Genomic DNA, 24,709 nt, shown 5'->3' with positions numbered 1-24,709 from the left:
GCAAGATGATGAGATCGAGCTTGATAGGCGTATTGATCGCGACGACGGGATGCGTGAGTATTAGTGCGCCTGATAAGCCGATTGAAATCAATCTTAATATCAACGTTACGCAACAAGTGGTGTATCGGCTGGATAGCCAGGCCAAGTCGCTGATCGAGAAGAATCCGGGGATTTTCTAACATGACGAGCAAAGCCATCCTGATCGCTTTTGGTGCAACGGCGTTTCTCAGCCTCGCGGTTCCGGCAGCGGCGCAGCGCGATCCGGCCTATGCCGCGGCGCGATCGGCGGGGCAGGTGGGCGAGCAGCCCGATGGCTATCTGGGCGTGGTCGGCGCCGGCTCGGCCGAGTTGCGGGCGCTGGTCAGCAACATCAATATCCAGCGCAAGGCCAAGTACACGCAGAGCGCGCAGGCGAGCGGTGCGACCGTCGAGCAGATGGCGTTCACCAGCGGCTGCAACCTGATCCAGCAGACGCAGCCGGGCGAAAAGTACCGCGCGCCCGATGGCGCCTGGCAGACCCGCAGCGGGACGGCCCCGATCCGCGACGGTCGCTGCGGGTAAGCCGCACATCGCTTGACTCGTCAATGGGTTGAGCGCCACAGAACAAATAGTGAACAAGTGAGTCGCCGACCGGCTGCGTATCATCGTGATTCGCAGGGCGGGCGACCGACTTTGCTCGGGCTCGAGATCGATGGAGGATGAGCTGGAACGCGGGCACTTGCATGAGATCTTCGCGCTGGAGGCGGCGGACGCCAGTAGCGCGGCGGGGTTTGCGGCGATGATGCTGCGCCGTGCCGAGTGCGAGGCGTCGGCGGTGGTGTGGCTGCGGCAGGAACAGGCGCATGCCGAGGGCGGCGCGTTGTACCTGCCCGGACTGCTCGACCTGGTCGCGGGCGGCAGCGACCTGGTGATCGGCATCCTGCCCGATCCGCTGGCGGTGCTGAAGGCGGCCGCCGACCTGGCGCGGTGCCCCGAGGTCGGCGTGGTGGTGATCGAGCTGTGGAAAGATCCTCGCGTGCTCGATCTCACCGCGACGCGGCGATTGGCGATGGCGGCGCAGAGCTCGGGGGTGACCGCCTTGCTGCTGCGGGTGGCGGGAACCCCGGCACCCAGCGCTGCGGCGACACGCTGGGCGGTGCGCGCGGTGCCGTCGGTGCCGCTGGAGGCGAATGCGCCGGGCCATGCCGCGCTCGACGTGGAGCTGTTGCGCCAGCGTGGCGGCCGGGCCGGCGGGCGCTGGATTATGGAGTGGAATCGTGACGAAGGAAGCTTCTGTGAAATACCCCAAAGCGGCGGCAGGCAAAGCGGGCCGCCGCCACCTGGCATTGTGGTTTCCCCGGCTGTCGGCCGAACGGCTGCAGCGGGCCGGCGCAGCGCCGGCTGATGCGCCGTTCGCGCTGGTCGAGAAGGTGCGCGGGGCGATACGGCTTGCCGCGGTCGATGCCCGCGCGCTGGCGCTGGGCATCGCGCCCGGCCTGACGCTTGCCGATGCCCGGGCGCAGGTGCCCGATCTGGTGGCGATCGATCATGATCCGATCGCCGATCACCTGTTGCTGGAGCGAGTCGCCGATGGCTGCGACCGCTATACGCCGCTGGTGGCGATCGACCCGCCCGACGGCCTGACGCTGGACATCACCGGTTGCGCGCATCTGTTCGACGGCGAGGCGGCGCTGGCCGAGGATCTGGTCGCGCGGCTGGCGGCGTACGGGCTGCAGGCGCGCCATGCACTGGCCGCCACGCCCGAGGCGGCACAGGCGCTGGCGCGGTTCCAGACCATGCCGGCGACCGACGAAGCAGGCGCGGTGCGCCGCCTGAGCGTTGCCGCCTTGCGCCTGGACGATGCGACCGAGCTGGCGCTGCGCCGCGCCGGGCTGAAGACGATCGGCGATCTCGCCGGACGGCCGACCGGGCCGCTGGCCGCGCGCTTCGGCGATGCCATGACCGGCGCGCTCGCCTGCCTGATCGGCAAATCGGACAGCCGCATCGTCGCGCGGCGCGTGGCGCCCGCCTTGCTGGTCGAACGCCGCCTGGCCGAGCCGATCGCGCGCACCGAACAGGCGCTGATGATCCTGGGCGAGCTGGCGGCCGAGGCCGGCGAGCAGATGGAGCAGCGGCATCTGGGCGGACGCCGCTTCGTCGCGCGCTTCTTCCGCAGCGACGGCCTGGCGATCGATCTTGCGGTCGAGACCAGCCTGCCGGTGCGCGATCCCGCGGTGGTGATGCGCCTGTTCGACGATCGCCTGGGCAGCCTGGCCGATCCGATCGATCCGGGCTTCGGCTTCGACCTGATCCGGCTGGCGGTCCCCACGCTGGCGCCGCTCGCGCCGACGCAATTGCTGCTGGAAGGCGGTGCGGTGGCGCAAGGGGAATTGGCCGCGCTGATCGATCGCCTGAGCACGCGGATGGGGCGCGGCCGGTTTCGCCGCATGGCGCCGCGCGACACGCACAATCCGGAGCAAGCGGTGCTCGCCTTGCCGGCGGTCGAGGCGACCGAACCGGCGAACTGGCCAGAGCCGGTGCCGGGCGAGCCGCCGCTCCGCCCGCTGCACCTGTTCGATCCGCCGCAGCCGATCCAGGTCACCGCGCAGGTGCCGGACGGGCCGCCGCGGCAGTTCCGCTGGCGGCGCACGTTGCACGACGTGACTCGCTTCGAGGGGCCCGAACGGATCGCCGCCGAATGGTGGCACGATGCTGGCGCCAAGCCGACGCGCGATTATTACCGCATAGAAGACGCGCTGGGCCGCCGCTTCTGGGTGTTCCGCCATGGCCTGTACGAGACCGAGCGGAAAAATCCCGGCTGGTACATGCACGGCCTGTTCGCGTGAGCGAGGAGGCGGCGCCGCCACCACCAGCACCACCGCCAACGCCTTTTGCGGAACTGGTCGCGGCGACCAATTATTCCTTCCTGCGCGGTGCCAGCCACCCCTCCGACATGGTATCCGAGGCGCACCGGCTGGGCATGACCGGCATCGGCATCGCCGATCGCAACACCGTGGCGGGCGTGGTGCGCGCCTGGGTGGCGCTGCGCGATGCGCCAGAGACGGCGCGTGCCGCGCTGAGCAAGGCCAAGGAAGCCGCCGGCCAATCGCCCGTGCTGAGTGCAGCGGAAAATGCCGCCTGCGAGGTCGATCTGCGGCTGATCGTCGGTGCGCGGCTGGTGTTCGCCGACGGCACGCCGGACATCGTCGCCTATCCCGCCACGCGTTTCGGCTGGGGGCGGCTGACGCGGCTGCTGACCGTCGGCAACCGGCGCGCCGGCAAGGGCGGGTGCCTGCTGGAGATCAGCGACCTGTTCGCGCATCTCGACGAGCTGTTGCTGATCGTGCTGACCGACAGCAGCTTCGTCGCCACCGAGAATGCGGCGATGGCGGCGGAGCGGATGCCGGGGCGCCACCAGCACCAGCCGGCCGATCCGGGCGACAACGTCATCCCCTTGCCCGGGTTCGATCCCCCCGCAGCGCCGCCGGCGCCACGATATTGGCAGCCGCTGCGCAACGAGAGCGGGCTGCAGGGCACGCTGTTCCGGCTGCAGCGTGCTGCCCCTGATCGCGTCTGGCTGGGCATCACCATGCCGCACCGGGGCAATGACCGGCGCCGTTTCCAACGGCTGGCCGAGATGGCCGACACGCTCGGCATTCCGCTGATCGCGACGCGCGACGCGCTGTATGCCGATGCCCAGGCCCGCCCGCTGCACGATGTCGTCACCTGTATCCGCGAGGGCGTGAAGGTGCAGCAAGCCGGGCGGCTGCTTGCCGCCAATGGCGAACGCTATCTGCTGCCGGGCGACACGATGGCGCGCCTGTTTGCCGACCGACCGGACGCGGTAGCAGAGACGGTCGCTTTCCTGGCCCGCATTCAATTCGATCTCGGGCAGCTCAAATACGAATATCCGCACGAAGCCGTGCCCGAGGGATGGAACGCGCAGGATTGGCTGCAGAACATCGTCCTGCAAGCCGCGCTGCGGCGCTATCCCGGCGGCCTGCCGGGCAAGATGTGCCGCCTGCTCTATGAAGAGTTCGGGCTCATCCGCGACCGCAACTATGCCTATTATTTCCTGACCGTGTACGATGTGGTGCGCTTCGCACGATCGGTCGATCCACCGATATTGTGCCAGGGGCGGGGATCGGCGGCCAATTCGGTGGTCTGCTTCCTGCTCGGCGTCACTTCGGTCGATCCGATGGAATACGACCTGTTATTCTCGCGCTTCGTGTCGAGCGAACGCGACGAGCCGCCCGATATCGACGTGGATTTCGAGCATGAGCGGCGCGAGATCGTGATGCAGTACATCTACGATCGCTATGGCCGCGAGCGTGCCGGGATCGCCGCGACGGTGATCCATTTCCGGCCGCGCAGCGCGGTCGGCGAGGTCGGCAAGGCGCTTGGCCTGTCGGAGGATGTCACCTCGCGGATCAGCAGCACCGTATGGGGCAGCTTTGCCGGCGAGATCGAGGATCAGCGCTTCGCCGAAACCGGGTTCGACCTGCGCAGCCCGGAGATCGCGCGGCTGAAGCTGCTGGTCGACCAGATCCTGCAATTTCCCCGTCACCTGTCGCAGCATGTCGGCGGGTTCGTGCTGACGCAGGACCGGCTGGACGAGACCGTGCCGATCCATAACGGCGCGATGGCGGATCGCACGTTCATCGAATGGGACAAGGACGATATCGACGCACTGCAGCTGATGAAGGTCGATATCCTGGCGCTGGGGATGCTGACCTGCATCCAGAAGAGCTTCGATCTGATGCGGCAGCACGATCTGGGCGATCACGAGCTGAAATCGATCCCTCAGGGCGACCCGGTCGTGTACGACATGCTGTGCCGCGGCGACAGTATCGGCGTTTTCCAGGTCGAGAGCCGGGCGCAGATCAACATGCTGCCGCGGTTGAAACCGCGCGAATTGTACGATCTCGTGATCCAGGTGGCGATCGTGCGGCCGGGGCCGATCCAGGGCGACATGGTGCATCCCTATCTGCGCCGCCGATCGGGGATCGAGAAGGTCCATTATCCCTCGCCCGATCCGGCATTCGGGCCGGCAAGCGAATTGTACGACCTGCTCGGCAAGACCAAGGGCGTGCCGCTGTTCCAGGAACAGGCGATGAAGCTCGCGATCGTCGCGGCCAAGTTCACGCCAGACGAAGCCAACCGCCTGCGCAAGGCGATGGCGACGTTCCGCCATGTCGGCGGCATGGAGGATTTCGAGACCAAGATGGTCGGCGGCATGACGGCGCGCGGCTATGACGAGGCGTTCGCACGGCGGTGCTACGAGCAGATCAAGGGGTTCGGCAGCTATGGCTTTCCCGAAAGCCATGCCTTGTCGTTCGCGATCCTGGTCTACATCTCCTCCTGGATCAAATGCCACCAGCCGGCGGTGTTCGCCTGCGCCTTGCTCAATTCGCAGCCGATGGGCTTCTATGCCCCGGCGCAGATCGTGCGCGATGCGCGCGAACATGATGTCGAGGTGCGCGGCCTGGACGTGAATGCGAGCGACTGGGACAACAGCCTGGAGCCGGCGGGTGATGGCGCGGGGCAGGGGCTGGCGCTGCGGCTCGGGTTGCGGGTGATCACCGGGTTCAAGCAGAGCTGGGCCGCGGCGCTGGCCGAGGCGCGGCAGGCCGGGCCATACGATACGATCGAGTCGCTGGCGCGCCGCGCGCATTTGCCGCAGCGTGCGCTGCGGCTGCTGGCCGATGCCGATGCGTTCCGCTCGCTGGCGCTCGATCGGCGGGCGGCGTTGTGGGACGTGCGGCGGACGCCCGATGCCGCGCTGCCGCTGTTTGCCGCGGCGGCGGCGCGCGAGCTGGGCGAGGAAGAGGATCAGGCGCTACCCGCCATGTCGCCGGCCGAGCATGTCGTGGCCGATTACCAGATGACGCGATTGTCGCTGAAGGATCATCCGATGCGGTTCCTGCGCGGGATCCTGGACCGGCACCATGTCTCGAGCTGTGCCGCGGTATCGGCGGCCAAGAACGGCGCGCGCGTGCGGGTCGCCGGGATCGTGCTGGTGCGGCAGCGGCCGGGCAACGGCAATGCGATCTTCGTGACGATCGAGGACGAGACCGGCATCACCAACATCGTGCTGTGGGCCAGGTTGTTCGAGACGTATCGGCGCCAGGTGATGGCGGCGCGGCTGATGGAAGTGGAGGGCGAGGTGCAGCGCAGCCCGGAAGGCGTGATCCACCTGATGGCGTCGCGCGTATACGATCGCACCGAATTGCTCGATCATCTGTCGGAGATCGACCAGGCCAAGGTGCGGCTGTTGCGCTCCGACGCGTTCGAACATCCCCAGCCGCCGCGTTATCCGGGTGGCGCGGCGCCGCGCTCGGCACGCGATACGGCACGCCACGGCCATCCGCGCGACGTGCGCATCCTGCCCAAGTCGCGCGATTTTCATTGATGTGGACGAGGCGACCAGGGTTGCGATCGGGGGCGTGTGGACCTGCCGGTGTGGGTATCCGGCAGGTCCGTTACGCCAGGGACGCTCCAACGGAGGAGATGGGGCGTCCCGTACACGTCCATCTAGATTGGGGTAGAGGACGGGCGAAGATACGTGGACGGGCGGCTGACGGATGCAGCGGCGCGATAAAGTTTAGTCGGGCCTTATCGGCGTGCCGCGGATGTGGCCGCCCGCCGCGCCGGCTGGCGCGGTCATACGGGTGACACGACACCCGTTGCGACGACCGGACCCTGCGGTACGTCGGTGGATGATCCACCCAGCGCCTCCAGGCTGATCGCCAGCGTGGCACCGGTGGCCAATCGCGCGCGGTTCGCCGCCGCGACGTTAAGCGCCGTCGCGCCGACCGTGCGCAGCAGGCCGAGCGAATGTGGCGTGCCGTCGGCGCCGATGACCCACAATTGCGCGCTGCGCCGGTCGTCGGCCAGAGTCGTCTCGGCAATCCTGAGCGCGCCCGAGCCCGGATCGTAGATGGCGGTGACCGGCGCACCCTTCTTGACCGGTGCGATGGCCGCGGCGAGCAGCGCGTCGGGCATCACCGGCAATGCCCGGGGCGTGGGGGCGGGCTCGGGCGTCACGACCGGCGCCGGAGTCGGCGGGGACTCCACGGGCGCCTGTGTCGGGGTGGGCGCCGGCACCGGCACCGGCACGCGCACGGGCACGCCGACCGGCACGCGCACTGGTGCTGGCAGCGGGCGCAGCACGATCACCAGCAGCAACGCGGCGGCGACCGCGCTCATCACCGCAGCGGCGGCCGGCCAGTAGCGCGACGACGCGGCCGGCGGCGGCGCCTGCAGCGCGTCGAGCGAGCGCTCCACCCGCGCCGACAGCGCCGCGGGCGGCGCGTGTTCCGGCCAGAGATCGAACAAAGTGGCCAGGTAATGGCGCCATTGCTCGACCGCCTGCGCAAAGCCGGGTTCGGCCATCACGCGGCGCAGCGCCGCCCCGCGCTCCTCGCCCTCCAGCACGCCCAGCGCCAGTTCGGCGGCGGCGACATCTGGATCCGAACCCGTCTCGAGGATCGTATCGTCGCTCACTGCTCGAGACACTCCCTGAGCTTCATCAGTCCGCGGCGGACCCAGCTCTTGACCGTGCCGAGCGGGGTGTTCCGGCGCTCGGCCAGTTCGGCATAGGTCAGGCCGTCGAAGAAGGCGGTGCGGATCGAGTCGCGCTGGCGATCCTCCAGCGTATCGAGGCAGTCGTGCAGCAGGTGCGCGTCCTGGTCCGCGCTCAGCGCCTCAAGCGCCGAGGGGCGGGTGTCGACGATCGGCTGGGTGTCGTCCAGCGGGGTGGTGCGGCGGATCGTCTGCGCGCGGCGCCAGTCGATCGCCCGGTTGCGTGCGATCGTCGCCAGCCAGGTGATCGGGCTGGCGCGGGACGGTTCATAGGCGCCGGCGCGCTTCCAGATCGTCAGGTATACATCGTGCAGCACGTCTTCCGCCGCCTGCCGGTCGCCGCAGATCCGCAGCGTGATGCCGAACAGTTTCGCCGAGGTGAGCCGGTAGAGCTCGCGAAAGGCGCCGCGGTCTTCCTCCCCCGCGGCGACGAGGACCTCCACCAGACGCTGGCGCCGCTGCTGCAGCGTCGGCGCGTCGGCCGGCATATCGGGGTGGGGTTTCATCACTCGGCGCAGAAGCTAGCGGGGATGATCGACGGCGGCAATTGCTGCAGATTACCCAAGCGTATCGGCAGTGGCGTTTTGGCGGACCTTTGCGTAATAGCGCCGCATTCGCTTATCGCCCAGGAACCCCCGGCCATGCGCATCGCCATCGCCTCCGACCATGCCGCATTCGATCTCAAGGCCGTCCTGTCGGCTTGGTTGTCGGGCGACGGCCATGACGTGATCGATCTTGGCCCGAGCGGTACCGACCGGGTGGACTATCCCGATTACGGCTACAAGCTGGCCGAGGCGGTCGCCTCGGGCAAGGCCGCGCGCGGGATCGCCTTGTGCGGATCGGGGATCGGCATCTCGATCGCCGTGAACCGCCACCCCGCCATGCGTTGCGCCTTGGTCGGCGAGCCGTATTCGGCGATGCTGGCGCGCGAGCATAACGACGCCAACGTGATCGCGCTCGGCGCGCGGCTCACCGGCGAGGACATGGCCAAGGCGTGCATCGCCGCCTTCCTGGTCGCCGAATTCGCCGGCGGGCGCCATGCCGGCCGCATCGACAAACTCAGCCATCCGCAATTCGAGGAGTTATCCGCATGAGCACCAACCCGCAGACCTTGTCCGACGTGCAGCCGGATGGCTTCTTCACGCGCACGCTGGCCGATGCCGACCCCGCCGTGTTCGCCGGCGTCTCGCACGAGCTGAACCGCGAGCAGACGCAGATCGAACTGATCGCCAGCGAGAATATCGTCTCCAAGGCGGTGCTGCAGGCACAAGGGTCTGTCTTCACCAACAAATATGCCGAAGGCTATCCGGGCAAGCGCTATTACCAGGGCTGCGCGCCGTCCGACGAGGTCGAGACGCTGGCGATCGAACGCGCCAAGCAATTGTTCGACTGTGGCTTCGCCAACGTGCAGCCGCATTCCGGCGCGCAAGCCAATGGCGCGGTGATGCTGGCACTGGTCAAGCCGGGCGAGACGATCCTGGGCATGAGCCTGGATGCCGGCGGCCACCTGACGCACGGCGCGCGCGCGGCGATGAGCGGCAAATGGTTCAACGCGGTGCAATATGGCGTCGATCCGGTGACGCACCTGATTGATTTCGACCAGGTCGAGGGCCTCGCACGCGAGCACAAGCCGAAGCTGATCATCGCCGGCGGCTCGGCCTATCCGCGCGCGATCGATTTCGCCCGCTTCCGCGCCATCGCCGATGAGGTCGGCGCCTATTTCATGGTCGACATGGCGCATTTCGCCGGCATCGTCGCCGCTGGGCTGCACCCGTCGCCGCTGCCCCATGCGCATGTCGTCACCACCACGACGCACAAGACGCTGCGCGGGCCCCGTGGCGGCATGGTGCTGACCAATGACGAGGCCATTGCCAAGAAGATCAATTCGGCCGTGTTCCCGGGGCTGCAGGGCGGCCCGCTGATGCACGTCATCGCGGCAAAGGCAGTCGCCTTCGGCGAAGCGCTGCAGCCCGATTACAAGAGCTACATCGCCGCGGTGGTGGAGAACGCCAAGATCCTGGCCGCGACGCTGAAGGAACGTGGCGCGGACATCGTCTCGGGCGGCACCGACACGCATCTGGCCTTGGTCGACCTGACCCCGCTCGGCGTTACCGGCAAGGATGCCGACGAGGCGCTGGAGCGCGCCGGCATCACCTGCAACAAGAACGGCATTCCGGGCGATCCGCTGCCGCCGACCAAGACCAGCGGCATCCGCGTCGGCTCGCCCGCCGGCACGACGCGCGGCTTCGGCCCCGCCGAGTTCCGCGAAATCGGTAATATGGTCGCCGACGTGCTGGAAGGTTTGCGCGAAAAGGGCGAGCAGGGCGATCCGCAGGTGGAGCATGCGGTGCGCACGCGCGTTAGGGCGCTGTGCGATCGATTCCCGATCTACCCGGAAGGTATCTGACCATGGCCGATTTCAAATCCGAACTGCAATCCGATCCCAAGCTCGGCAAGAGCATGGCGAAATGGGCGGCGCTGGGTGCCGTCGTGGCGATCCCGGTGCCGTTCGTCGGCCCGATCATTGGTGCGGCGGCCGGCGCCGGCTACGCCTATTTCAAGCGCAACAAGAGCTGATGCGCTGTCCATTCTGCGGCCATGAAGACAGCCAGGTAAAGGATTCGCGGCCGACCGACGATGGTGCCGCGATCCGCCGCAGGCGGCAGTGCGAGGATTGCGCCGCCCGTTTCACGACGTTCGAGCGCATCCAGCTGCGCGACTTGTACGTGCTGAAAAGCGAGAACAAGCGCGAACCCTTCGACCGCGAGAAGCTCCTCCGCTCGGTCTCGATCGCGGCGCGCAAGCGCCCGGTCGAGGCGGCGCGGCTGGAAAAGCTCGTCTCCAGCATCCAGCGCCAGCTGGAGACGCAGGGCGAGAACGAAATCCCCGCCAAGCGCATCGGAGAGCTGGTGATGGAGGGGCTGAAGGGGATGGATTCTGTTGCCTATATCCGCTTTGCCAGCGTGTATAAGGACTTTCGCGAGGCGCGCGACTTCGAGGAATTTGCCGGGAATGTGAGTTCGGTGGGGCAGGAATAGGATCGCTTGCCGCGTGGGCTACCGTGTTCAGGGCGGTTGTCGCCGAGCCTTTTAATCGCACCGTTCGTCCCGAGTAGCCATCGAGCTTGTCGAGATGGCATATCGAGGGATAGGGCATAGCGAATGACGTTCTGGACCTATATCCTTCGCTGCAGCGACGGCAGTTACTATACCGGGCACACGGACAATCTTGAGCAGCGCGTTGGGCAGCACCAAGCTGGAGAGATCGAGGGATATACCCATGCGCGACGCCCGGTGACGCTCATGTGGTCGCAGGATTTTGGATCGCGGATCGAGGCGCTGGAAGCCGAGCATCGAGTCAAGGATTGGTCGCGGAAGAAGAAAGAAGCCCTGTTTAGAGGTGATTGGGAGGCGCTGTCGGCAGCTGCCAAGAAACCGAAGGCCGCTCTTGTCTCTCGATACGACGTTTCGACAAGCTCGACGCCTACTCGAGACGAACGGGTTGAGGGTGAGACTGACGGACAAGTCACTAACCTGCCCCCCGTCATCGTCCTCGTCCGCCCGCAGCTCGGCGAGAATATCGGCAAGGCCGCGCGGGCGATGCTCAATTTCGGGTTGGTCGAGATGCGCCTCGTCACGCCGCGCGATGGCTGGCCCAATCCTTCCGCCGGGCCGGCCGCCAGTGGCGCGGATGTCGTGCTGGAACGGGCGCAGGTGTATGACAGCGTGGCCGCGGCGGTGGCCGATTGCCGCCATGTCTATGCCACCACGGTGCGCAAGCGCGGGGTGACCAAGCCGGTGGTAACGCCGGAACAGGCGGCGGTGGCGATCCATGATGCGGTGGGGCGGTCGGCGATCCTGTTCGGGCCCGAGCGGTCGGGGCTGGAGACGGACGATGTCGCGCTTGCCCGCGAGATCATCACCGTGCCGATCAATGCCGAGTTCGGCTCGCTCAACCTGGCACAGGCGGTGATCCTGGTCGCTTATGAATGGTCGAAGGGGACGGGCCTCGCCTCGCCGCCGGAAACCGACCTGCCCGATCCGGCGCCGCAGGAGGAGCTCGAGGGCATGATCGCCCAGCTGGATGCGATGCTGGAGGCGGCGAACTTCTTCTATCCGCCGGCGCGCACCCCGGTGACCAAGCGAACGTTGCGCACGTTGCTGACCAAGCCGGGTTGGTCGAGCCAGGAAGTGCGCACGATGCGCGGGGTGTTGAGTGCGCTGTCGGGGAAGAAGGGGCCGCGGGGGTAGGACAAGCTTCCGATCTCAGGACCGTCACCCCGGACTTGTTCGGCGGTTGTACCCTTCGAACAAGTAACTCGCCGTCATCCCCGCGTAGGCGGGGATCCATATACTCGAACGTCTGCATTTCAGCCGCTAAGCCCGCCATTATGGATCCCCGCCTTCGCGGGGATGACGAACTATGTCTGAAAGGGATAGTCGCCGACTTGTTCCGGGGTCCACCAAGCGGCTTTCTGTGTCGATAGTGCCTTGAAGCCAGAGCGTGCGGCACGGTGGACCCCGGAACAGGTCCGGGGTGACGGCTTGGCTGATGCCAGCTGACCAGACGGCTGCAGGACCACCGGATCGGCTGATTGTTGTTTAGTCCCTACGCCGGTCGAATGCCTTCAGCTCATAGCTGATCGAGGCCTCGACCAGCGCATCCCACAGATCGGCGATGGCATCTGCGGGCAGGCCGGCGGCTTCGGCGGCGGTGATCGCGTTGGAGACGACTTGCGCCTTGCGGTCTTCGTCGCGCACCGCGCCGCGATCCGGCTTGATGCGCGCGGCGGCGTCCATATAGGCGAAGCGGCGGGCGAGCAGCGCGATCAGCTCGCGATCGACCTGGTCGACGCCGGCGCGGACCTCGGCCATCGTGGTGCAATCGGGGCCGGACAGGATCGGATCGGTCATGACATGGGTCTTGCCGAGGCACGCGGCGCCTGTCCAGCTTGACTCAACGGCGCACCCCGGCTAATCGCCCGCCTTCGCAAATGGCGCCGCACCCCGGTGAAGCGGTGGCCCTGTTGACGTCCCAGATGTCAGCGGAGCGATGACCGGGTATCGATCAGCTGAGCTCTCATCGGCGAAGCGGGTCTTGTTATTGGCACTTGCAAGGTAATTTTACGATGTCGAAGCGTTCATCCGCAAAGCATAAACTCGATCGCCGCATGGGCGAGAACATCTGGGGCCGGCCCAAGTCGCCGGTCAACAAGCGTGAATATGGCCCCGGCCAGCACGGCCAGCGCCGCAAGGGCAAGGTCAGCGATTTCGGCATCCAGCTGCGCGCCAAGCAGAAGCTCAAGGGCTATTATGGCGACGTGACCGAGAAGCAGTTCCGCGCTTGCTACACCGAAGCCGCACGCATGAAGGGCGATACCGGCCAGAACCTGATCGGCCTGCTCGAGCAGCGCCTCGACATGCTGGTCTATCGCGCCAAGTTCGCGCCGACCGTGTTCGCTGCACGCCAGCTCGTCTCGCACGGCCACATCCGCGTCAACGGCATCAAGTGCAACATCGCGTCGCGCCGCTGCTTCCCGGGCATGGAGATCACGCTTGGCAACAAGGCCAAGGAAATGGCCCTGGTGATGGAAGCGCAGAGCCTGGCCGAGCGCGAAATCCCCGATTATGTCGCGCCCGACGGCAATGCGAAGGTGACCTTCACCCGCGTGCCGACGCTGGACGAAGTGCCTTATCCGGTGAAGATGGAACCGAACCTCGTCGTGGAATTCTATTCGCGCTGAGCTCTCTTCGACATCAAGGCGTACAGAAAGGGCGGTCCGGCAACGGGCCGCCCTTTCTCGTTCGTGGACAAGAGCGCTCCGCTTCGCCAAGAAAGCGGCATGCCCTCTTCCGGAGTATCCAAGCCGATGCGCGCTGCCTTGTTCCTCGCCTCCGCCGCCCTTGCTCTCCCCGCGTTTGCGCAAGGCGCGCCAAAGCCCGCCATCTCGGTCGATACGCTGAAGACGGTGACGCAGACGCTATCCTCGGATGCCTATGAGGGGCGGGCGCCGACCACGCCGGCCGAGGCGAAGACCACTGGCTATATCGTCGAGCGGTTCAAGCAGGCCGGGTTGAAGCCGGGCAATAAGGGCAGCTGGTATCAGGACGTGCCGCTGGTCGAGATCAGCGCGAGCGACGTGACGCCGCTGACCTTCACCGGGGGCAAGACGCCGGTCACGGCGGCGTATCGCAGCGATCTGGTGATCGCGACCTACCGTGTGACGCCCAAGGTGGCGATCAGGAACAGCGACGTGGTGTTCGTCGGCTACGGCGTGAACGCGCCGGAGCGGGGCTGGAACGATTATGCCGGGGTGGATGTGAAGGGCAAGACGGTGGTCATCCTGATCAACGATCCCGATTGGCAGACACAGGGCCTGACCGGCGATTTCGGCGGCCGCGCGATGAACTATTACGGGCGCTGGACCTACAAGTTCGAGGAAGCGGCGCGGCAGGGCGCGGCGGCGGCGATCATCGTGCATGATACCGAGCCGGCGGCCTATGGCTGGGGCGTGGTGCAATCGTCCTGGACCGGGCCGCAGCTGGAACAGGATACGCCGGGCGATCATATGGACCAGAGCGAGGCGGTGGGCTGGATCCAGAAGCCGGTGGCGGAGGCGTTGTTCGCGAGCGCGGGCAAGGATTTCGGCGCGCTGTCGCGGGCGGCAGCGAGCAAGGGTTTCAAGGCCGTGCCGCTGGGGGTGAAGGCGAGCGTCGGCTTCACCAACACCGTGCGGCGGCAGGCGTCGAAGAACGTCATCGGTATCCTGCCGGGCACCGCCAAGCCGGACGAGGTGGTGCTGTATTCGGCGCATTGGGACCATCTCGGCCGCTGCGATGCGGTGAAGGGCGACGATATCTGCAACGGCGCGGTCGACAATGCCTCGGGCATTGCCGGGCTGGTGGCGATCGCCGAGGCATCGGCCAAGGCCGGCCCCGCCAAGCGGAGCCAGGTCTTCCTGGCGGTGACGGGCGAGGAATCGGGGCTGCTCGGTTCCAAATTCTATGCCGAGAACCCGGTCTATCCGCTGGCGCAGACGGTGGGCGGGGTGAACATGGACGGGCTGAACGTGGTCGGCAAGGCGAAGGACTTCGTGCTGGTCGGCGCGGGCAAGTCCGAGCTCGAAGACATGGTCAAGCCGCTGGTTGCGGCCGAAGGACGCGTGATCGCGCTCGAGCCGACGCCGGAGAAGGGCTATTATTACCGCTCCGACCATTTCAGCATGGCGAAGCTGGGCGTGCCGATGCTGTACGGGGAGAGCGGCGACGATCTGGTGGTCGGCGGGACGGCGGCGGGGCGTGCGGCGGCGGAGGATTATACCGTCAACCGCTACCACAAGCCGCAGGACGAATATGATCCCAAGTGGAAGTGGGATGGCGCGGTATCCGACCTCACCATCTATTATGCGCTGGGGCATAGCCTGGCGGAGAGCGACCGCTGGCCCAACTGGTATCCGACCGCTGAATTCCGCGAAATCCGCGACAAGAGCCGTGCCGGGGCGAAATAGGATGACCGACCACGTGATACAGCCGGCCGAATGGGCGCCGCACCGGGCGGTGTGGATCGGTTTTCCGAGCCATGCCGATCTGTGGCTGGAGGATCTCGACCAGGCGCAGGCGGAAGTTACCGCCTTTGCGCAGGCGGTGCATGCCGGGGGCAAGGGCGAGCGCGTGATCCTGGTCGCGGCGGACGACGAGGCGGCGGCGGCGGCCCGGGGATTGGCCGGCGATGCGGCGGAGGTGGTGGTCGAGCCGTTCGGCGATATCTGGCTGCGCGATACGGCGGCAATCCTGCTGTCGGATGGCAGCGCGCGCGATTTCCGCTTCAATGGCTGGGGCGGCAAATACGATTTGCCGGGCGACGACGATGTCGGCCTGCGCCTGGCGGCGCGGCGCGGGATCGTGGCCGAGCGGCGCGACTGGATTCTGGAAGGCGGAGCAATCGACGGGGACGGGACGGGGCTGGTCGTCACGACCGAGCAATGCCTGCTCAATCCCAACCGCAATCCCGGCCTGTCGCGAGGCGAGATCGAGACGCGGTTGCGCGACGATCTGGGGTTCGGCCGCGTGCTGTGGCTGGGGGAGGGGTTGGTCAACGATCATACCGACGGCCATGTCGACAATCTCGCGCGTTTCGTCGGGCCGAACCGGTTGGCGCTGCCCGAGGGCACGGACAACGATCCCAATTGGCAGGTGTACCAGCAGGCGCGGCGTCGCGCCGAGGACGCCGGGGTGGAGGTGGTCTCGATCCCGTCACCGGGTCGCGTGCTGCGCGACGAGGAGATCGTGCCGGCGAGCTACATGAACTTCTATATCGGCAATGCCGCGGTGGTCGTGCCCTTGTACGGAGCACCCAACGACGCCGCGGCGGTGGCGGCGATCGGTGCCCTGTTCCCGGATCGTGAGACCGTAGGCTTGCGCGCGGATGCGATCCTGACCGGGGGTGGCAGTTTCCACTGTATCAGCCAGCAGATTCCCGCCTGACGAAGAGTTTAGTGGATGGTCGGCGTGGGAGCAACGCCGGCTGGGGCGTCACCGCCCTGTCGGCGTTGACACGCCTGCGCCGACCGTGATCTGACCGCTTGTTCCCCAGGGGAGTCGCGCGATCATGCTCGTTCACCGTCTGCTTGTGGCGCCAATCCTCTTGGCGGGGCTGCTTGCCATGGTGCCGGCGGATGCGCCGCGGGCTGCGCCAGCATCACCTTGCGCGCCGCCGGGTTGGTGACGGGATCGGCAAAGGCGGAAGTGGCGCACGGCCAAGCGGAACTGCCTTTCGCTTGCTACGAATAGGCGCGTGACAAGCAATCGCTCGTGCGCCAGCTCGGCGCGTAAGCCAATGGCGTCAGCGATATCGCGCTGGCGCAGGCGATGCTGCTGAACATCACGCACCCCGCCGCACGCGCCTGGGTGGCGCGATAGGATCGGCCGCGGCCGCGCGTGCCCGAAACGACGATGTCGCATCTCGGCGATTTAAAAGTCAGCAACGAGCCGCTACATGCCTGTGCATGACCGAGATCACCGTCGCCGCGCTCCAGCTTGCCTTCACTTCCGACATGGCGGCGAACATCGCCCATGTCTCCGAGCGCGTGCGCGAAGCGGCGGCGCAGGGGGCGCAGGTGATCCTGCCGCCCGAATTGTTCGAGGGCGAGTATTTCTGCCGCGTCGAGGACGAGGGGCTGTTTGCCAATGCCAAGCCGGTCGGCGAGCATGCAGCGGTGCGCGCGATGCGCGCTCTCGCGGCGGAACTCGGCGTCTATATCCCGACCAGCTTCTTCGAGGCGGATGGCCCGCATCATTACAACAGCCTGGCGATGATCGGTCCCGACGGCAACGTGATGGGCGTGTACCGCAAGAGCCACATCCCCGACGGGCCGGGATACGAAGAGAAATTCTATTTCCGCCCCGGCAATAGCGGTTTCAAGGTGTGGCCGGGGCCGTCCGCGACGCTGGGCGTGGGGGTGTGCTGGGATCAATGGTATCCCGAGACCGCGCGCGCGATGATGCTGATGGGCGCCGAGATCCTGTTCTACCCGACCGCGATCGGCAGCGAGCCACATGATACGTCGCTGGATACCGCACGGTTGTGGCGGCGCGCGATGGTCGGGCATGCGGTGTCCAACGTGGTGCCGATCGTCGCCGCCAACCGCGTCGGGACCGAGCATGACCAGACCTTCTATGGCACCAGCTTCATCACCGACGAACGCGGCGACATCCTGGCCGAACTGGGCCGGGAGGAAGAAGGCGTGATCGTCGCGACGCTGGATCTCGACCGGATCAAGCGCCATCGTGCCGCCTTTGGTTTCTTCCGCGATCGCCGGCCCGATCTGTACGGACGGCTGGTCGAGGACGTCTGAGGGGGCCGCCTCCGCGAGGGGGCGGTCGCGAGGTCGTGCGGCATGGGCGCGCCGGATCATGCCGGCATAGCGATCAATCGTATTTCGGCAGCTCGACCTCTGCGCCGACGCCATATTTATCTCGCAACAGGGCCATGGCCTGATCGACATACGCCGCGGCGGCAAATTCCTGCGCTTGATCGAGCGCGATGCAGGCATCGTGCAACATGGAATAGACCAGTACCGCGTCCATCACTGCCTCCGCTCGGGTGACGGCCCGGTAGGTAGCACCCCGAGTCGGTAATACCGCGTTGGGCGGGCGGGCGGAAGGTGCATCCTGGAAGTCTTCGTGCCGCAACGAGACGACGTGATTTATCCGCATCGGTTGTATTGCTGTCGATCGCCGCTGCTATCATCGTCGAACTGCCTGCACGTACTTAACATTTGTGGCGGAGACGCGTGTCACAAACGTCTAAGGATGTGTTCGGCGGCTGTCCTGATCGGAACGGGTGGAACGAGTTAGATGGATACTGTCGACGATCTGATGCGGGATCTGACGGCGAAACTGGGCGCGATCGCCAACGAATATAAAACACGCGCTGATGATATGCTCGCCTCGACCAAGGCGCGGGCGGCGGCCAACGGGCAGCAGGTGGACCTGGTCGCCCGCGCGCGGGCGATGATGGCGGATCGCAAGGCCAGGCGCCGATATTTCCCGACAGAGCTGTTCCATGAGCCGGCGTGGGAGATGCTCGTCGCGCTGTATATCATCCACGACACCGAGCACACGTTGAACGTCAAGCAATTGGTATCGTGCAGCGACGCGCCGGCCACGACGTCGCAGCGCTGGATCGAGCATCTGCACAGATCGGGGCTGATCGACCGAGTGACCGATCCGATGGACCGGCGGCGGATCGACGTCTCGCTGAGCGAGCGCGGTCATGAAGCGATGACGCGCTATTTGAGTGAAGGCGGGATGCCGTGAGGGTTGGACCCGAACAGGTCGGCTATCCCCTTCAGACATGGTTCGTCATCCCCGCGAAGGCGGGGATCCATAGCGGCCGGCTTCGCGGCTGAATCCTGACGTGTGAGTATATGGATCCCCGCCTACGCGGGGATGACAGCGCATGCCTTGTTCGAGCGGTACAACTGCCGAGGAGGTCCGGGGTGACGGCCTGGTTGATGTGCAGCGCGCCACACTGCGGCCTGTCCTCCTAGGCCCCGGCCTTCGCCGGGGAACATCGAGCGCGGCTTCGACGGGTTGGTGTGAGGTCAGCTCTACCCGCTTGCCCGCGGCTTCAGTCCTGGAACGCCCAGCGTAATGTCTTGGCGAGACCGAACGTGCCGGCGGCGACGAGTGGGCGGCCGAGGCCGGAGGTGGGCAGGCCGTGCATCTCGCGCGCCCAGGCCGGGAGCAGATCGACGGCGGCCTGGAAGGTGATCGCCTGAACCGGTTGCGCGGCGCGTTTGGGGGCGCGTTGCGACAATACGAGCTGGGCCACTTCGCGCGTGCGGGCGTCGCTGACCAGTTCCGGGCGCATCGACTGGATCAGCGCCTGTGCCTCCGCTCTGGTCCGTGGGATCGGATCCGCGCCTAGTTTCTCGGCGATCAGCGCGACTTCGGCGAAATAGCGGTCCTGTTCGGCGCGCGGCATCGACGGGTTGCCATAGGTCAGCCAGGCATCGAGGAAGCTGGTCATCTCGGTGACGTGTACCCAGGCGAGCAGGCGCGGATCGTCGGCGACATAGGGCGTGCCATTGGGTAGCGTGCCCGAGACGTGGCCGTGGATGCCGCGCACGCGGGCAATGACGGCTTCGGCATCGCCGCGCGAGCCATAGGTGGTGATGGCGATGAAGCGCGCGGTGCGGCGCAGGCGCCCGAGCATGTCCTCGCGGAAATTGCTGTGATCCCACACACCCGCCAGCACGGCCGGATGGAGCATCTGCAGCAGCAGCGAGGTGATGCCGCCGACCATCATCGTGGTGACGTCGCCGTGCACCGTCCAGGCGGCGGCGTGCGGGCCGAACAGCCCGTCGGTGCGGCGTTGCACCGGTTGCTGGCCGCGATTGGTATCGTTGAAGATCGCGCGTACCTCACCGACCAGGGCGCGCTTGACCTGTCGGAAGGGCGAGAGTGCGGCCAGGTCCATCAGCGCAGGCCCGCCTGCTGCTCGAGCCAGATGGCCGCCGCGTCGGGCGATTTCTTGTCCGCGTCGCGGTCCACCATGTAATTCGCGCTCCGCATATGCTCGACGCCGATGCGCCCGATCAATGGCGACAACGCACCAGTGAGCCGCGGGTCGCGTGCCGCCTTGGCGGAAATCTGCAGGATCGCATCGTAGCGTGGGATTGCGCGGCGTGGGTCGGTCAGCACCACCAAGTCCTGCGCGGCGATGCGCCCGTCGGAGGTGTAGGCGGAGATCACGTCGGCGGTTTTGCTGTCGAGCGCGCGGTACATGAAGGTCGGGCTGTATGCCTGGGTCGATCTGAAGTTGAGCGCGTAGAGCCGGCGGATCGCCGCCCATTCGGGCCGTTCGAGAAATTCGGGATCGGAGGCGAGCGCCATGGTACCGGCGACGGGCACGAGATCGTCGATCGTCGCGATGCCACGCTGCCGGGCGTCGGCGCCGCGCATGGCGAAGCAATAGGCGTTTTCGAAACCGAGCGCGCCGAGCATCGTGACGTTGTTGCTTTTTTCCCAGGCGGCGATCGCGGCCAGCATCGGCGCGCGCTCCGGCACGTCGGTGCGGCGCATCTCGTTGGTCCAGATCGTGCCCGAGTAATCGACCGAGATATCGATATCGCCGGCCTTCAGCGCGCCGAACACGACCGCCGAGCCGAGCCCGTCGCGGTAGCGCACGCGGTAGCCGGCACGCTCCAGGCGGTGGCCGACCAGCCGCGCGAGGATATATTGCTCGGCAAAGCCCTTAGCGCCGATCGTTACGGTGCGATCACCGTCGCCGCGCGGCCATAAAGGCGCGAGTGCGATGACGATGCCGAGCCCGAGGATGCCGGCGGGTATCCAGATGCGTGCGCGGCGGCGATGGCGGATGCCGTGCTCGATCAACCCCAGCAACGCATCGACCGCCAGCGCGAGCGCGGCCGCGGTGAGGCAGCCGGCGAGCACCAGGGCCCAATTCTGCGTCTGGAGCCCGGCGAAGATCATGTCGCCGAGGCTCGGCTGGCCGACGGTGGTGGAGAGCGTCGCCGCGCCGATCGTCCAGACCGCGGCGGTGCGGATGCCGGCCATCAGCACGGGCGCGACGAGTGGCGTCTCGACCAGACGAAGCTTTTGCCAGGGCGTCATGCCGATGCCGTCGGCGGCCTCGATCACCGCGGGATCGAGCCCGGTCAGCCCGGTCACGCCGTTGCGGAGGATCGGCAGCAGCGCGTAGAGCGTGAGCGCGAGCAAGGATGGCAGGAAGCCGAGCGCGGGGATGCCGCCGCCGACCAGCGCCGACAGCGACAGCAGCAGCGGATAGAACAGGGCCAGCAGCGCCAGGCTGGGGATGGTCTGGACGAGGCTTGCCAGGCCGAGTGTGACACGCGCGACATTGGGGTGACGTGCCGACCAGACGGTGAGCGGCAGGCTGATGATGAGGCCGAGCAGCAGCGCCGAGGCGGCGAGCAGCAGGTGCGATGCGAGCAGATCGGGCACGCGGCCCATGGCTTCGAGAAACGGGCTCATGGCGCCCGTTCCAGCGCCTGCAGTCGGCGGCTTTGTTCGCGCGGGACGGCGACTAGCGCGTCGGCCGCGGCGCCGCCGTCGCCCGCCAGCAGCGCGCGCGGCGTGGCATCGGCGACGATCCGGCCCTGCGCCATGACCAGCACGCGATCGGCGAGCAACAAGGCCTCGGCCATGTCGTGCGTGACCATGATCGTGGTGAGCGCCAGCCGATCGTGCAGCTCGCGGACCCGCGCGCCCAATTGATCGCGCGTGACCGGGTCGAGCGCACCGAACGGCTCGTCCATCAGCATCAGCCCGGGCGCGGTGGCAAGCGCACGCGCCACGCCGACGCGCTGGCGCTGCCCGCCGGAGAGCGCGTCGGGCATGCGGGTAGCGAGCTCGGCGGGGAGATCGACCAAGGCGAGCAGTTCGGCAACGCGTCGGTCATTGTCTCGGTCGCCGGCGATGCGGCGGCCGATGGCGATGTTCTCGGCGACGGTCAGATGCGGGAACAGGCCGATATTCTGGAACACATAGCCGATGCGGCGACGCAGCGTGTGCGGCTCGGCGGCGGTGACGTCCTCACCGGCGATGGTGATGCTGCCCGCGGTCGGATCGATCAGCCGGTTGATCGTCTTGAGGAGGGTCGACTTGCCCGAACCCGACGTGCCGACCAGCGCCACGAAGCTGCCGCCGGCGATCTCCACCGAGGCGTCGTCCACCGCGATGGTCGCGCCATAGCGTTTGGTCACGCCGCTAAAGGCGACCGAGGGTCCGCGGGAGGAGGTGCTATCCGGCATCGACGGCGTTTGTGCGGGACGCTATCCCCGGCGTCAAACGACAAGCGCAGAGCATAAGGGGACGGGCATGACCGAACAGGCGATCTTCATCACCGGGGGCGGATCCGGCATCGGCCGCGCGACTGCCTTGCTGTTCGCCGCCCGCGGCTGGCGGGTCGGGTTGGCGGATGTCGATGCGGCGGGGCTGGCGGGGACGGCGGCGTTGCTGCCGGCGGACATGGTGTCGACCTATCAGATGGACGTGCGCGACCGGGAGGCGTGGGTGACGACGCTCGATGCGTTTACCGCGACGAGCGGTGGGCGATTGGACGTCTTGTTCAACAATGCCGGGATCGGCACGGGCGGGCCGCTGGCCGAGGCCGATTTCGCCGAGATCGACCGCGTGGTGGCGGTGAACCTGATGGGTGCGCTGAACGGCGCCAGGATCGGTTATGCCTATCTGGCGCGCACGCCGGGGTCTTGTTTGCTCAACAGCGCTTCGGCGTCGGCGATCTACGGCTCGGCGGGACTGGTGCCCTATTCGATGACCAAGTTCGCGGTGCGCGCGATGACCGAGGGGCTGGACGGCGAATGGGCGGGAGCGGGAATCAAGGTGCGCGCGATCGTGCCGAGCTTCATCGACACGCCGCTGCTGCAGAGCCCGGCGGGTGGTTCGAACCGGTCGATCCGCGAGACGGTGACGGCGGCGGGCCTCGAACTGACGCCGGTGGAAGAGGTCGCCAAGGCGGCGTGGTCGGCAGTACATGGCGACCGGGTCCACACCTTTGTCGGCAAGACCGCGCACCGCATGGCGTTTGCCGCACGCTGGATGCCGGGCAAGCTGCGCCAGCAGATGCGGCGCGGGCGCGCGGCGAAATAGCTCAGTCGGTGAGCAGGCGATCGATCGCGGTGGCCAGGTCGACGTCGCGGTGGGAGAGGCCGGCGGCGTCGTGCGTGGTCAGCAGGATGTCGACGCGGTTCCACACGTTGGACCATTCGGGATGGTGATCGGCCTTTTCGGCGAGCAGCGCGACGCGGGTCATGAAGGCGAAGGCCTGGCTGAAATCGGCGAAGGTCAGCGTGCGCGTGATGGCATCGCGCGCTTCGTCATAGTCCCATTCGTCCAGTGCATCGAGCGCCTCGGCGCGTTCCTCCTCGCTCAACTGCTCGATCGTCACATATCCCTCCGTCTGGCGCCCGCCGCCGCTAGTCGGTAAGGCTTAGAGCATGGCCGATCCCGCTCCACCAGTCCCCGCTCCCGCCTTCACCGCGCCGGACATCGCCGCGATCGAGGATGTCGCGCTGGCGACGCTTGGCGCATTGCCGCGCGAGTTCCGCGCGCATCTCGGCGATATCGTGCTGATCGTCGAAGACTTCGCCGATGACGCGACGCTGCGGGCGCTGGGCGTCGAGCATCCGCTCGACCTGACCGGCGTCTATCATGGCCGCCCGGTCGGCGAGAAATCGTCGGGTGATTCCGGCGCGCTGCCCGATCGCATCCACCTGTACCGCCGCGCGATCCTGCAGGAATGGATCGAGACCGGCGTGGGGCTGCAGGAGCTGGTGTCGCACGTGATGATCCACGAGATCGGCCATCATTTCGGCCTGTCGGACGCCGACATGCACGCGCTGGAGGATGCGGCCGCTTGAGCGCGGCGCTGCGGGCCGAGCGCGTCACGTGCGTGCGCGGCGGGCGGACCTTGTTCACCGATCTGTCGTTTGTGCTCGAGCCGGGCGATGCCGCATTGGTGAGCGGGCCGAACGGCATCGGCAAGTCGAGCCTGGTGCGCATCGCCGCGGGCCTGCTGGCGCCGCGCGCGGGCGCGGTCACGGCAGTGGGGCGGCGGGCGTTGCTGACCGAGATGGCGGCGCTGGATGCCGAGCTGCCGCTGGGCAAAGCGTTGAGGTTCTGGGCGCGGATCGATGGTGTCGCGTCGATCGACGAGGCGCTCGCCGCTTTCGGTCTGTCGGCGTTGGCCGAGGTACCGGTGCGCTTGCTCTCGACCGGGCAGCGCAAGCGTGCCGGGCTGGCGCGGGTCGTGGCAAGTGGTGCGGCGATCTGGTTGCTCGACGAACCCGCCAACGGGCTCGACGCGGCGGCGACGGCGCTGCTGGAAGAGGCGATCGCCCGACATCGCGGGGGCGGGGGAATCGTGCTGCTCGCCAGCCATCTGCCGATCCGGGTCGATGGCGCGCAGCCGGTCGATCTGGTGCATGCGCCATGAGCGTGCTGGCGGCATTGATCGCGCGCGACGTGCGGCGCGCCTGGGCGGGCGGCGGCGTGACGTTGGTCGTCGCCTTCTTCCTGCTCGTCGCGATCCTGTTTCCGTTCGCGATCGGGCCGGATGCCACGCTGCTGGCGCGGGTCGGCGGCGGGGTGATCTGGGCGGCGGCGTTGCTGGCGGCGTTGCTGCCGGTCGAGCGGCTGATCGCGCCCGATGCGGAGGCCGGCGTGCTCGACCAGTTGGCGGTGCGCGGGATGAGCATGGCGAGCGTTGCCGCCGCCAAGATCGTCGCGCACTGGCTGAGCTTCGGGCCGCCGGTGATGCTGGCGGCGGTGATCGCGGCCGGCTTGCTGGGCGTGGCGCCATCCACGCTGCTGGCGGTCGAGCTCGGACTGCTGATCGGCACGCCGGGGCTGGCGGCGCTCGCGGTCGCCACCGCCGCGCTCGTGGCCGGCGTGCGCGGTGCGGGCGCAGTCGCGGGGCTGGTCATGCTGCCGCTGGCGGTGCCGCTGCTGATCTTTGGCGCCGGCTCGATCGACGGTGGCGCGGGGGCGGTGAAGCTGCTGGCGGCGGTCAGCCTGGTGCTGCTGGCGGGCGCTCCGTTCGTGGCCGGGGCAGCGATGCGCGCGGCGATGGACTGACG

General features: G+C 67.4%; 28 protein-coding genes. 19 read left to right on the top strand and 9 right to left on the bottom strand.

What is annotated here, in order from left to right; genetic code table 11:
* Window positions 1-32 precede the first annotated feature (32 nt).
* The 5 genes from NV382_RS10830 (at window position 33) to NV382_RS10810 (ending at window position 6,391) form a co-directional block, all read left to right on the top strand.
* Window positions 33-179, top strand: coding sequence for a YnbE family lipoprotein (locus tag NV382_RS10830; protein ID WP_260596765.1), 147 nt, complete (start codon window positions 33-35; stop codon window positions 177-179).
* A gap of 1 nt (window position 180) precedes the next feature.
* Window positions 181-561 carry a YdbL family probable chaperone protein gene (locus tag NV382_RS10825; protein WP_260596764.1) on the top strand — a complete coding sequence of 127 codons (381 nt, stop codon included), beginning with the start codon at window positions 181-183 and terminating at the stop codon, window positions 559-561.
* A 157-nt stretch (window positions 562-718) separates the two neighbouring features.
* Window positions 719-1,384, top strand: coding sequence for an ImuA family protein (locus tag NV382_RS10820; protein WP_260596763.1), 666 nt, complete (start codon window positions 719-721; stop codon window positions 1,382-1,384).
* The gene (locus tag NV382_RS10815) at window positions 1,275-2,825 is read left to right on the top strand and encodes a Y-family DNA polymerase (RefSeq protein ID WP_260596762.1); all 1,551 of its coding nucleotides are present in this window, start codon (window positions 1,275-1,277) and stop codon (window positions 2,823-2,825) included. Before NV382_RS10820 ends, NV382_RS10815 begins: the two co-directional genes overlap by 110 nt.
* Window positions 2,822-6,391: an error-prone DNA polymerase gene (locus NV382_RS10810; protein ID WP_260596761.1), complete on the top strand. Its 3,570-nt coding sequence runs from the start codon at window positions 2,822-2,824 to the stop codon at window positions 6,389-6,391. Before NV382_RS10815 ends, NV382_RS10810 begins: the two co-directional genes overlap by 4 nt.
* Before the next feature lie 251 nt (window positions 6,392-6,642).
* Here the strand turns inward: NV382_RS10810 and NV382_RS10805 are convergent, their stop codons facing one another.
* Window positions 6,643-7,485 carry an anti-sigma factor gene (locus NV382_RS10805; protein ID WP_260596760.1) on the bottom strand — a complete coding sequence of 281 codons (843 nt, stop codon included), beginning with the start codon at window positions 7,483-7,485 and terminating at the stop codon, window positions 6,643-6,645.
* Entirely contained in the window at window positions 7,482-8,069 is a 588-nt protein-coding gene (locus NV382_RS10800) for a sigma-70 family RNA polymerase sigma factor (protein WP_260596759.1), read from the bottom strand. The genes NV382_RS10805 and NV382_RS10800 overlap by 4 nt, the downstream gene beginning before the upstream one ends.
* Before the next feature lie 135 nt (window positions 8,070-8,204).
* Between NV382_RS10800 and rpiB the strand changes: the two genes are divergently transcribed.
* The 5 genes from rpiB (at window position 8,205) to NV382_RS10775 (ending at window position 11,813) form a co-directional block, all read left to right on the top strand.
* Window positions 8,205-8,657, top strand: a complete 453-nt coding sequence (rpiB, locus tag NV382_RS10795) for a ribose 5-phosphate isomerase B (protein WP_260596758.1) — start codon at window positions 8,205-8,207, stop codon at window positions 8,655-8,657.
* Window positions 8,654-9,970: a serine hydroxymethyltransferase gene (gene glyA, locus NV382_RS10790; protein WP_260596757.1), complete on the top strand. Its 1,317-nt coding sequence runs from the start codon at window positions 8,654-8,656 to the stop codon at window positions 9,968-9,970. Before rpiB ends, glyA begins: the two co-directional genes overlap by 4 nt.
* Window positions 9,971-9,972: 2 nt before the next feature.
* Window positions 9,973-10,140: a hypothetical protein gene (locus tag NV382_RS10785; protein WP_260596756.1), complete on the top strand. Its 168-nt coding sequence runs from the start codon at window positions 9,973-9,975 to the stop codon at window positions 10,138-10,140.
* Entirely contained in the window at window positions 10,140-10,601 is a 462-nt protein-coding gene (gene nrdR / locus NV382_RS10780) for a transcriptional regulator NrdR (protein WP_260596755.1), read from the top strand. Before NV382_RS10785 ends, nrdR begins: the two co-directional genes overlap by 1 nt.
* 123 nt (window positions 10,602-10,724) lie before the next feature.
* The gene (locus NV382_RS10775; RefSeq protein ID WP_260596754.1) at window positions 10,725-11,813 is read left to right on the top strand and encodes a TrmH family RNA methyltransferase; all 1,089 of its coding nucleotides are present in this window, start codon (window positions 10,725-10,727) and stop codon (window positions 11,811-11,813) included.
* A gap of 351 nt (window positions 11,814-12,164) precedes the next feature.
* On the opposite strand, the gene NV382_RS10770 is transcribed toward NV382_RS10775, so the two are convergent.
* Window positions 12,165-12,476 carry a chorismate mutase gene (locus NV382_RS10770; RefSeq protein WP_260596753.1) on the bottom strand — a complete coding sequence of 104 codons (312 nt, stop codon included), beginning with the start codon at window positions 12,474-12,476 and terminating at the stop codon, window positions 12,165-12,167.
* Between the two features lie 215 nt (window positions 12,477-12,691).
* On the opposite strand from NV382_RS10770, the gene rpsD reads away from it, so the two are divergent.
* The 3 genes from rpsD to NV382_RS10755 all read left to right on the top strand — a co-directional run bounded on the left by rpsD (window position 12,692) and on the right by NV382_RS10755 (window position 16,046).
* Window positions 12,692-13,306 (top strand): 30S ribosomal protein S4, encoded by a 615-nt coding sequence (gene rpsD, locus NV382_RS10765; RefSeq protein WP_260596752.1) that lies wholly within the window; start codon window positions 12,692-12,694, stop codon window positions 13,304-13,306.
* Window positions 13,307-13,432: 126 nt separating this feature from the next.
* Entirely contained in the window at window positions 13,433-15,070 is a 1,638-nt protein-coding gene (locus NV382_RS10760) for a M28 family peptidase (RefSeq protein WP_260600384.1), read from the top strand.
* Between the two features lies 1 nt (window position 15,071).
* The gene (locus tag NV382_RS10755) at window positions 15,072-16,046 is read left to right on the top strand and encodes an agmatine deiminase family protein (RefSeq protein ID WP_260596751.1); all 975 of its coding nucleotides are present in this window, start codon (window positions 15,072-15,074) and stop codon (window positions 16,044-16,046) included.
* 296 nt (window positions 16,047-16,342) lie between these two features.
* Here the strand turns inward: NV382_RS10755 and NV382_RS10750 are convergent, their stop codons facing one another.
* Complete coding sequence (locus NV382_RS10750) at window positions 16,343-16,546, bottom strand: hypothetical protein (RefSeq protein WP_260596750.1); 204 nt, start codon at window positions 16,544-16,546, stop codon at window positions 16,343-16,345.
* Between the two features lie 21 nt (window positions 16,547-16,567).
* Here NV382_RS10750 and aguB point away from each other — a divergent pair, with 21 nt between their 5' ends.
* On the top strand, window positions 16,568-17,416 hold the full coding sequence (gene aguB / locus NV382_RS10745; protein WP_260596749.1) for an N-carbamoylputrescine amidase: 849 nt from the start codon (window positions 16,568-16,570) through the stop codon (window positions 17,414-17,416).
* 73 nt (window positions 17,417-17,489) lie between these two features.
* On the opposite strand, the gene NV382_RS10740 is transcribed toward aguB, so the two are convergent.
* Complete coding sequence (locus NV382_RS10740) at window positions 17,490-17,648, bottom strand: hypothetical protein (RefSeq protein ID WP_260596748.1); 159 nt, start codon at window positions 17,646-17,648, stop codon at window positions 17,490-17,492.
* A 270-nt stretch (window positions 17,649-17,918) separates the two neighbouring features.
* On the opposite strand from NV382_RS10740, the gene NV382_RS10735 reads away from it, so the two are divergent.
* The gene (locus tag NV382_RS10735) at window positions 17,919-18,380 is read left to right on the top strand and encodes a helix-turn-helix domain-containing protein (RefSeq protein ID WP_260596747.1); all 462 of its coding nucleotides are present in this window, start codon (window positions 17,919-17,921) and stop codon (window positions 18,378-18,380) included.
* A gap of 313 nt (window positions 18,381-18,693) precedes the next feature.
* Here NV382_RS10735 and NV382_RS10730 read toward each other — a convergent pair whose 3' ends face one another.
* The 3 genes from NV382_RS10730 to NV382_RS10720 are packed head-to-tail and all read right to left on the bottom strand — an operon-like array spanning window position 18,694 to window position 21,862.
* Window positions 18,694-19,545, bottom strand: coding sequence for an oxygenase MpaB family protein (locus NV382_RS10730; protein ID WP_260596746.1), 852 nt, complete (start codon window positions 19,543-19,545; stop codon window positions 18,694-18,696).
* A complete protein-coding gene (locus NV382_RS10725) occupies window positions 19,545-21,083 on the bottom strand; it encodes an ABC transporter permease/substrate-binding protein (protein ID WP_260596745.1) in 1,539 nt (512 codons plus the stop codon). The genes NV382_RS10730 and NV382_RS10725 overlap by 1 nt, the downstream gene beginning before the upstream one ends.
* A complete protein-coding gene (locus tag NV382_RS10720) occupies window positions 21,080-21,862 on the bottom strand; it encodes an ATP-binding cassette domain-containing protein (RefSeq protein ID WP_260596744.1) in 783 nt (260 codons plus the stop codon). Before NV382_RS10720 ends, NV382_RS10725 begins: the two co-directional genes overlap by 4 nt.
* A 67-nt stretch (window positions 21,863-21,929) precedes the next feature.
* On the opposite strand from NV382_RS10720, the gene NV382_RS10715 reads away from it, so the two are divergent.
* A complete protein-coding gene (locus tag NV382_RS10715) occupies window positions 21,930-22,721 on the top strand; it encodes an SDR family oxidoreductase (RefSeq protein ID WP_260596743.1) in 792 nt (263 codons plus the stop codon).
* 1 nt (window position 22,722) lies between these two features.
* On the opposite strand, the gene NV382_RS10710 is transcribed toward NV382_RS10715, so the two are convergent.
* Window positions 22,723-23,019, bottom strand: a complete 297-nt coding sequence (locus NV382_RS10710) for a 4a-hydroxytetrahydrobiopterin dehydratase (RefSeq protein WP_260596742.1) — start codon at window positions 23,017-23,019, stop codon at window positions 22,723-22,725.
* A 49-nt stretch (window positions 23,020-23,068) separates the two neighbouring features.
* Here NV382_RS10710 and NV382_RS10705 point away from each other — a divergent pair, with 49 nt between their 5' ends.
* From NV382_RS10705 to NV382_RS10695, 3 genes are read left to right on the top strand one after another with little or no spacing between them, the layout of a single operon-like run.
* Window positions 23,069-23,491 (top strand): metallopeptidase family protein, encoded by a 423-nt coding sequence (locus NV382_RS10705; RefSeq protein ID WP_260596741.1) that lies wholly within the window; start codon window positions 23,069-23,071, stop codon window positions 23,489-23,491.
* Window positions 23,488-24,066, top strand: a complete 579-nt coding sequence (gene ccmA, locus NV382_RS10700; RefSeq protein WP_260596740.1) for a heme ABC exporter ATP-binding protein CcmA — start codon at window positions 23,488-23,490, stop codon at window positions 24,064-24,066. The genes NV382_RS10705 and ccmA overlap by 4 nt, the downstream gene beginning before the upstream one ends.
* Complete coding sequence (locus NV382_RS10695; RefSeq protein ID WP_260596739.1) at window positions 24,063-24,707, top strand: heme exporter protein CcmB; 645 nt, start codon at window positions 24,063-24,065, stop codon at window positions 24,705-24,707. The genes ccmA and NV382_RS10695 overlap by 4 nt, the downstream gene beginning before the upstream one ends.
* Window positions 24,708-24,709 lie beyond the last annotated feature (2 nt).

The sequence above is a fragment of the Sphingomonas endolithica genome, from assembly GCF_025231525.1.
GTDB lineage: Bacteria > Pseudomonadota > Alphaproteobacteria > Sphingomonadales > Sphingomonadaceae > Sphingomonas > Sphingomonas endolithica.
The sequence above is the reverse complement of the archived record's forward strand: the minus strand, read 5'-3'. Positions and strand labels throughout refer to the sequence as shown.

Bases quoted from the DNA above. Each gene is read 5' to 3' on its own strand.
- NV382_RS10760 (WP_260600384.1), top strand. From the start codon at position 13,433: ATGCGCGCTGCCTTGTTCCTCGCCTCCGCCGCCCTTGCTCTCCCCGCG.
- rpiB (WP_260596758.1), top strand. From the start codon at position 8,205: ATGCGCATCGCCATCGCCTCCGACCATGCCGCATTCGATCTCAAGGCC.
- NV382_RS10735 (WP_260596747.1), top strand. From the start codon at position 17,919: ATGGATACTGTCGACGATCTGATGCGGGATCTGACGGCGAAACTGGGC.
- rpsD (WP_260596752.1), top strand. From the start codon at position 12,692: ATGTCGAAGCGTTCATCCGCAAAGCATAAACTCGATCGCCGCATGGGC.
- NV382_RS10725 (WP_260596745.1), bottom strand. From the start codon at position 21,083: ATGAGCCCGTTTCTCGAAGCCATGGGCCGCGTGCCCGATCTGCTCGCA.
- NV382_RS10770 (WP_260596753.1), bottom strand. From the start codon at position 12,476: ATGACCGATCCGATCCTGTCCGGCCCCGATTGCACCACGATGGCCGAG.
- NV382_RS10785 (WP_260596756.1), top strand. From the start codon at position 9,973: ATGGCCGATTTCAAATCCGAACTGCAATCCGATCCCAAGCTCGGCAAG.
- NV382_RS10730 (WP_260596746.1), bottom strand. From the start codon at position 19,545: ATGGACCTGGCCGCACTCTCGCCCTTCCGACAGGTCAAGCGCGCCCTG.
- glyA (WP_260596757.1), top strand. From the start codon at position 8,654: ATGAGCACCAACCCGCAGACCTTGTCCGACGTGCAGCCGGATGGCTTC.
- NV382_RS10695 (WP_260596739.1), top strand. From the start codon at position 24,063: ATGAGCGTGCTGGCGGCATTGATCGCGCGCGACGTGCGGCGCGCCTGG.
- NV382_RS10755 (WP_260596751.1), top strand. From the start codon at position 15,072: ATGACCGACCACGTGATACAGCCGGCCGAATGGGCGCCGCACCGGGCG.
- NV382_RS10715 (WP_260596743.1), top strand. From the start codon at position 21,930: ATGACCGAACAGGCGATCTTCATCACCGGGGGCGGATCCGGCATCGGC.
- NV382_RS10800 (WP_260596759.1), bottom strand. From the start codon at position 8,069: ATGAAACCCCACCCCGATATGCCGGCCGACGCGCCGACGCTGCAGCAG.
- nrdR (WP_260596755.1), top strand. From the start codon at position 10,140: ATGCGCTGTCCATTCTGCGGCCATGAAGACAGCCAGGTAAAGGATTCG.
- NV382_RS10825 (WP_260596764.1), top strand. From the start codon at position 181: ATGACGAGCAAAGCCATCCTGATCGCTTTTGGTGCAACGGCGTTTCTC.
- NV382_RS10720 (WP_260596744.1), bottom strand. From the start codon at position 21,862: ATGCCGGATAGCACCTCCTCCCGCGGACCCTCGGTCGCCTTTAGCGGC.
- aguB (WP_260596749.1), top strand. From the start codon at position 16,568: ATGACCGAGATCACCGTCGCCGCGCTCCAGCTTGCCTTCACTTCCGAC.
- NV382_RS10705 (WP_260596741.1), top strand. From the start codon at position 23,069: ATGGCCGATCCCGCTCCACCAGTCCCCGCTCCCGCCTTCACCGCGCCG.
- NV382_RS10740 (WP_260596748.1), bottom strand. From the start codon at position 17,648: ATGGACGCGGTACTGGTCTATTCCATGTTGCACGATGCCTGCATCGCG.
- NV382_RS10775 (WP_260596754.1), top strand. From the start codon at position 10,725: ATGACGTTCTGGACCTATATCCTTCGCTGCAGCGACGGCAGTTACTAT.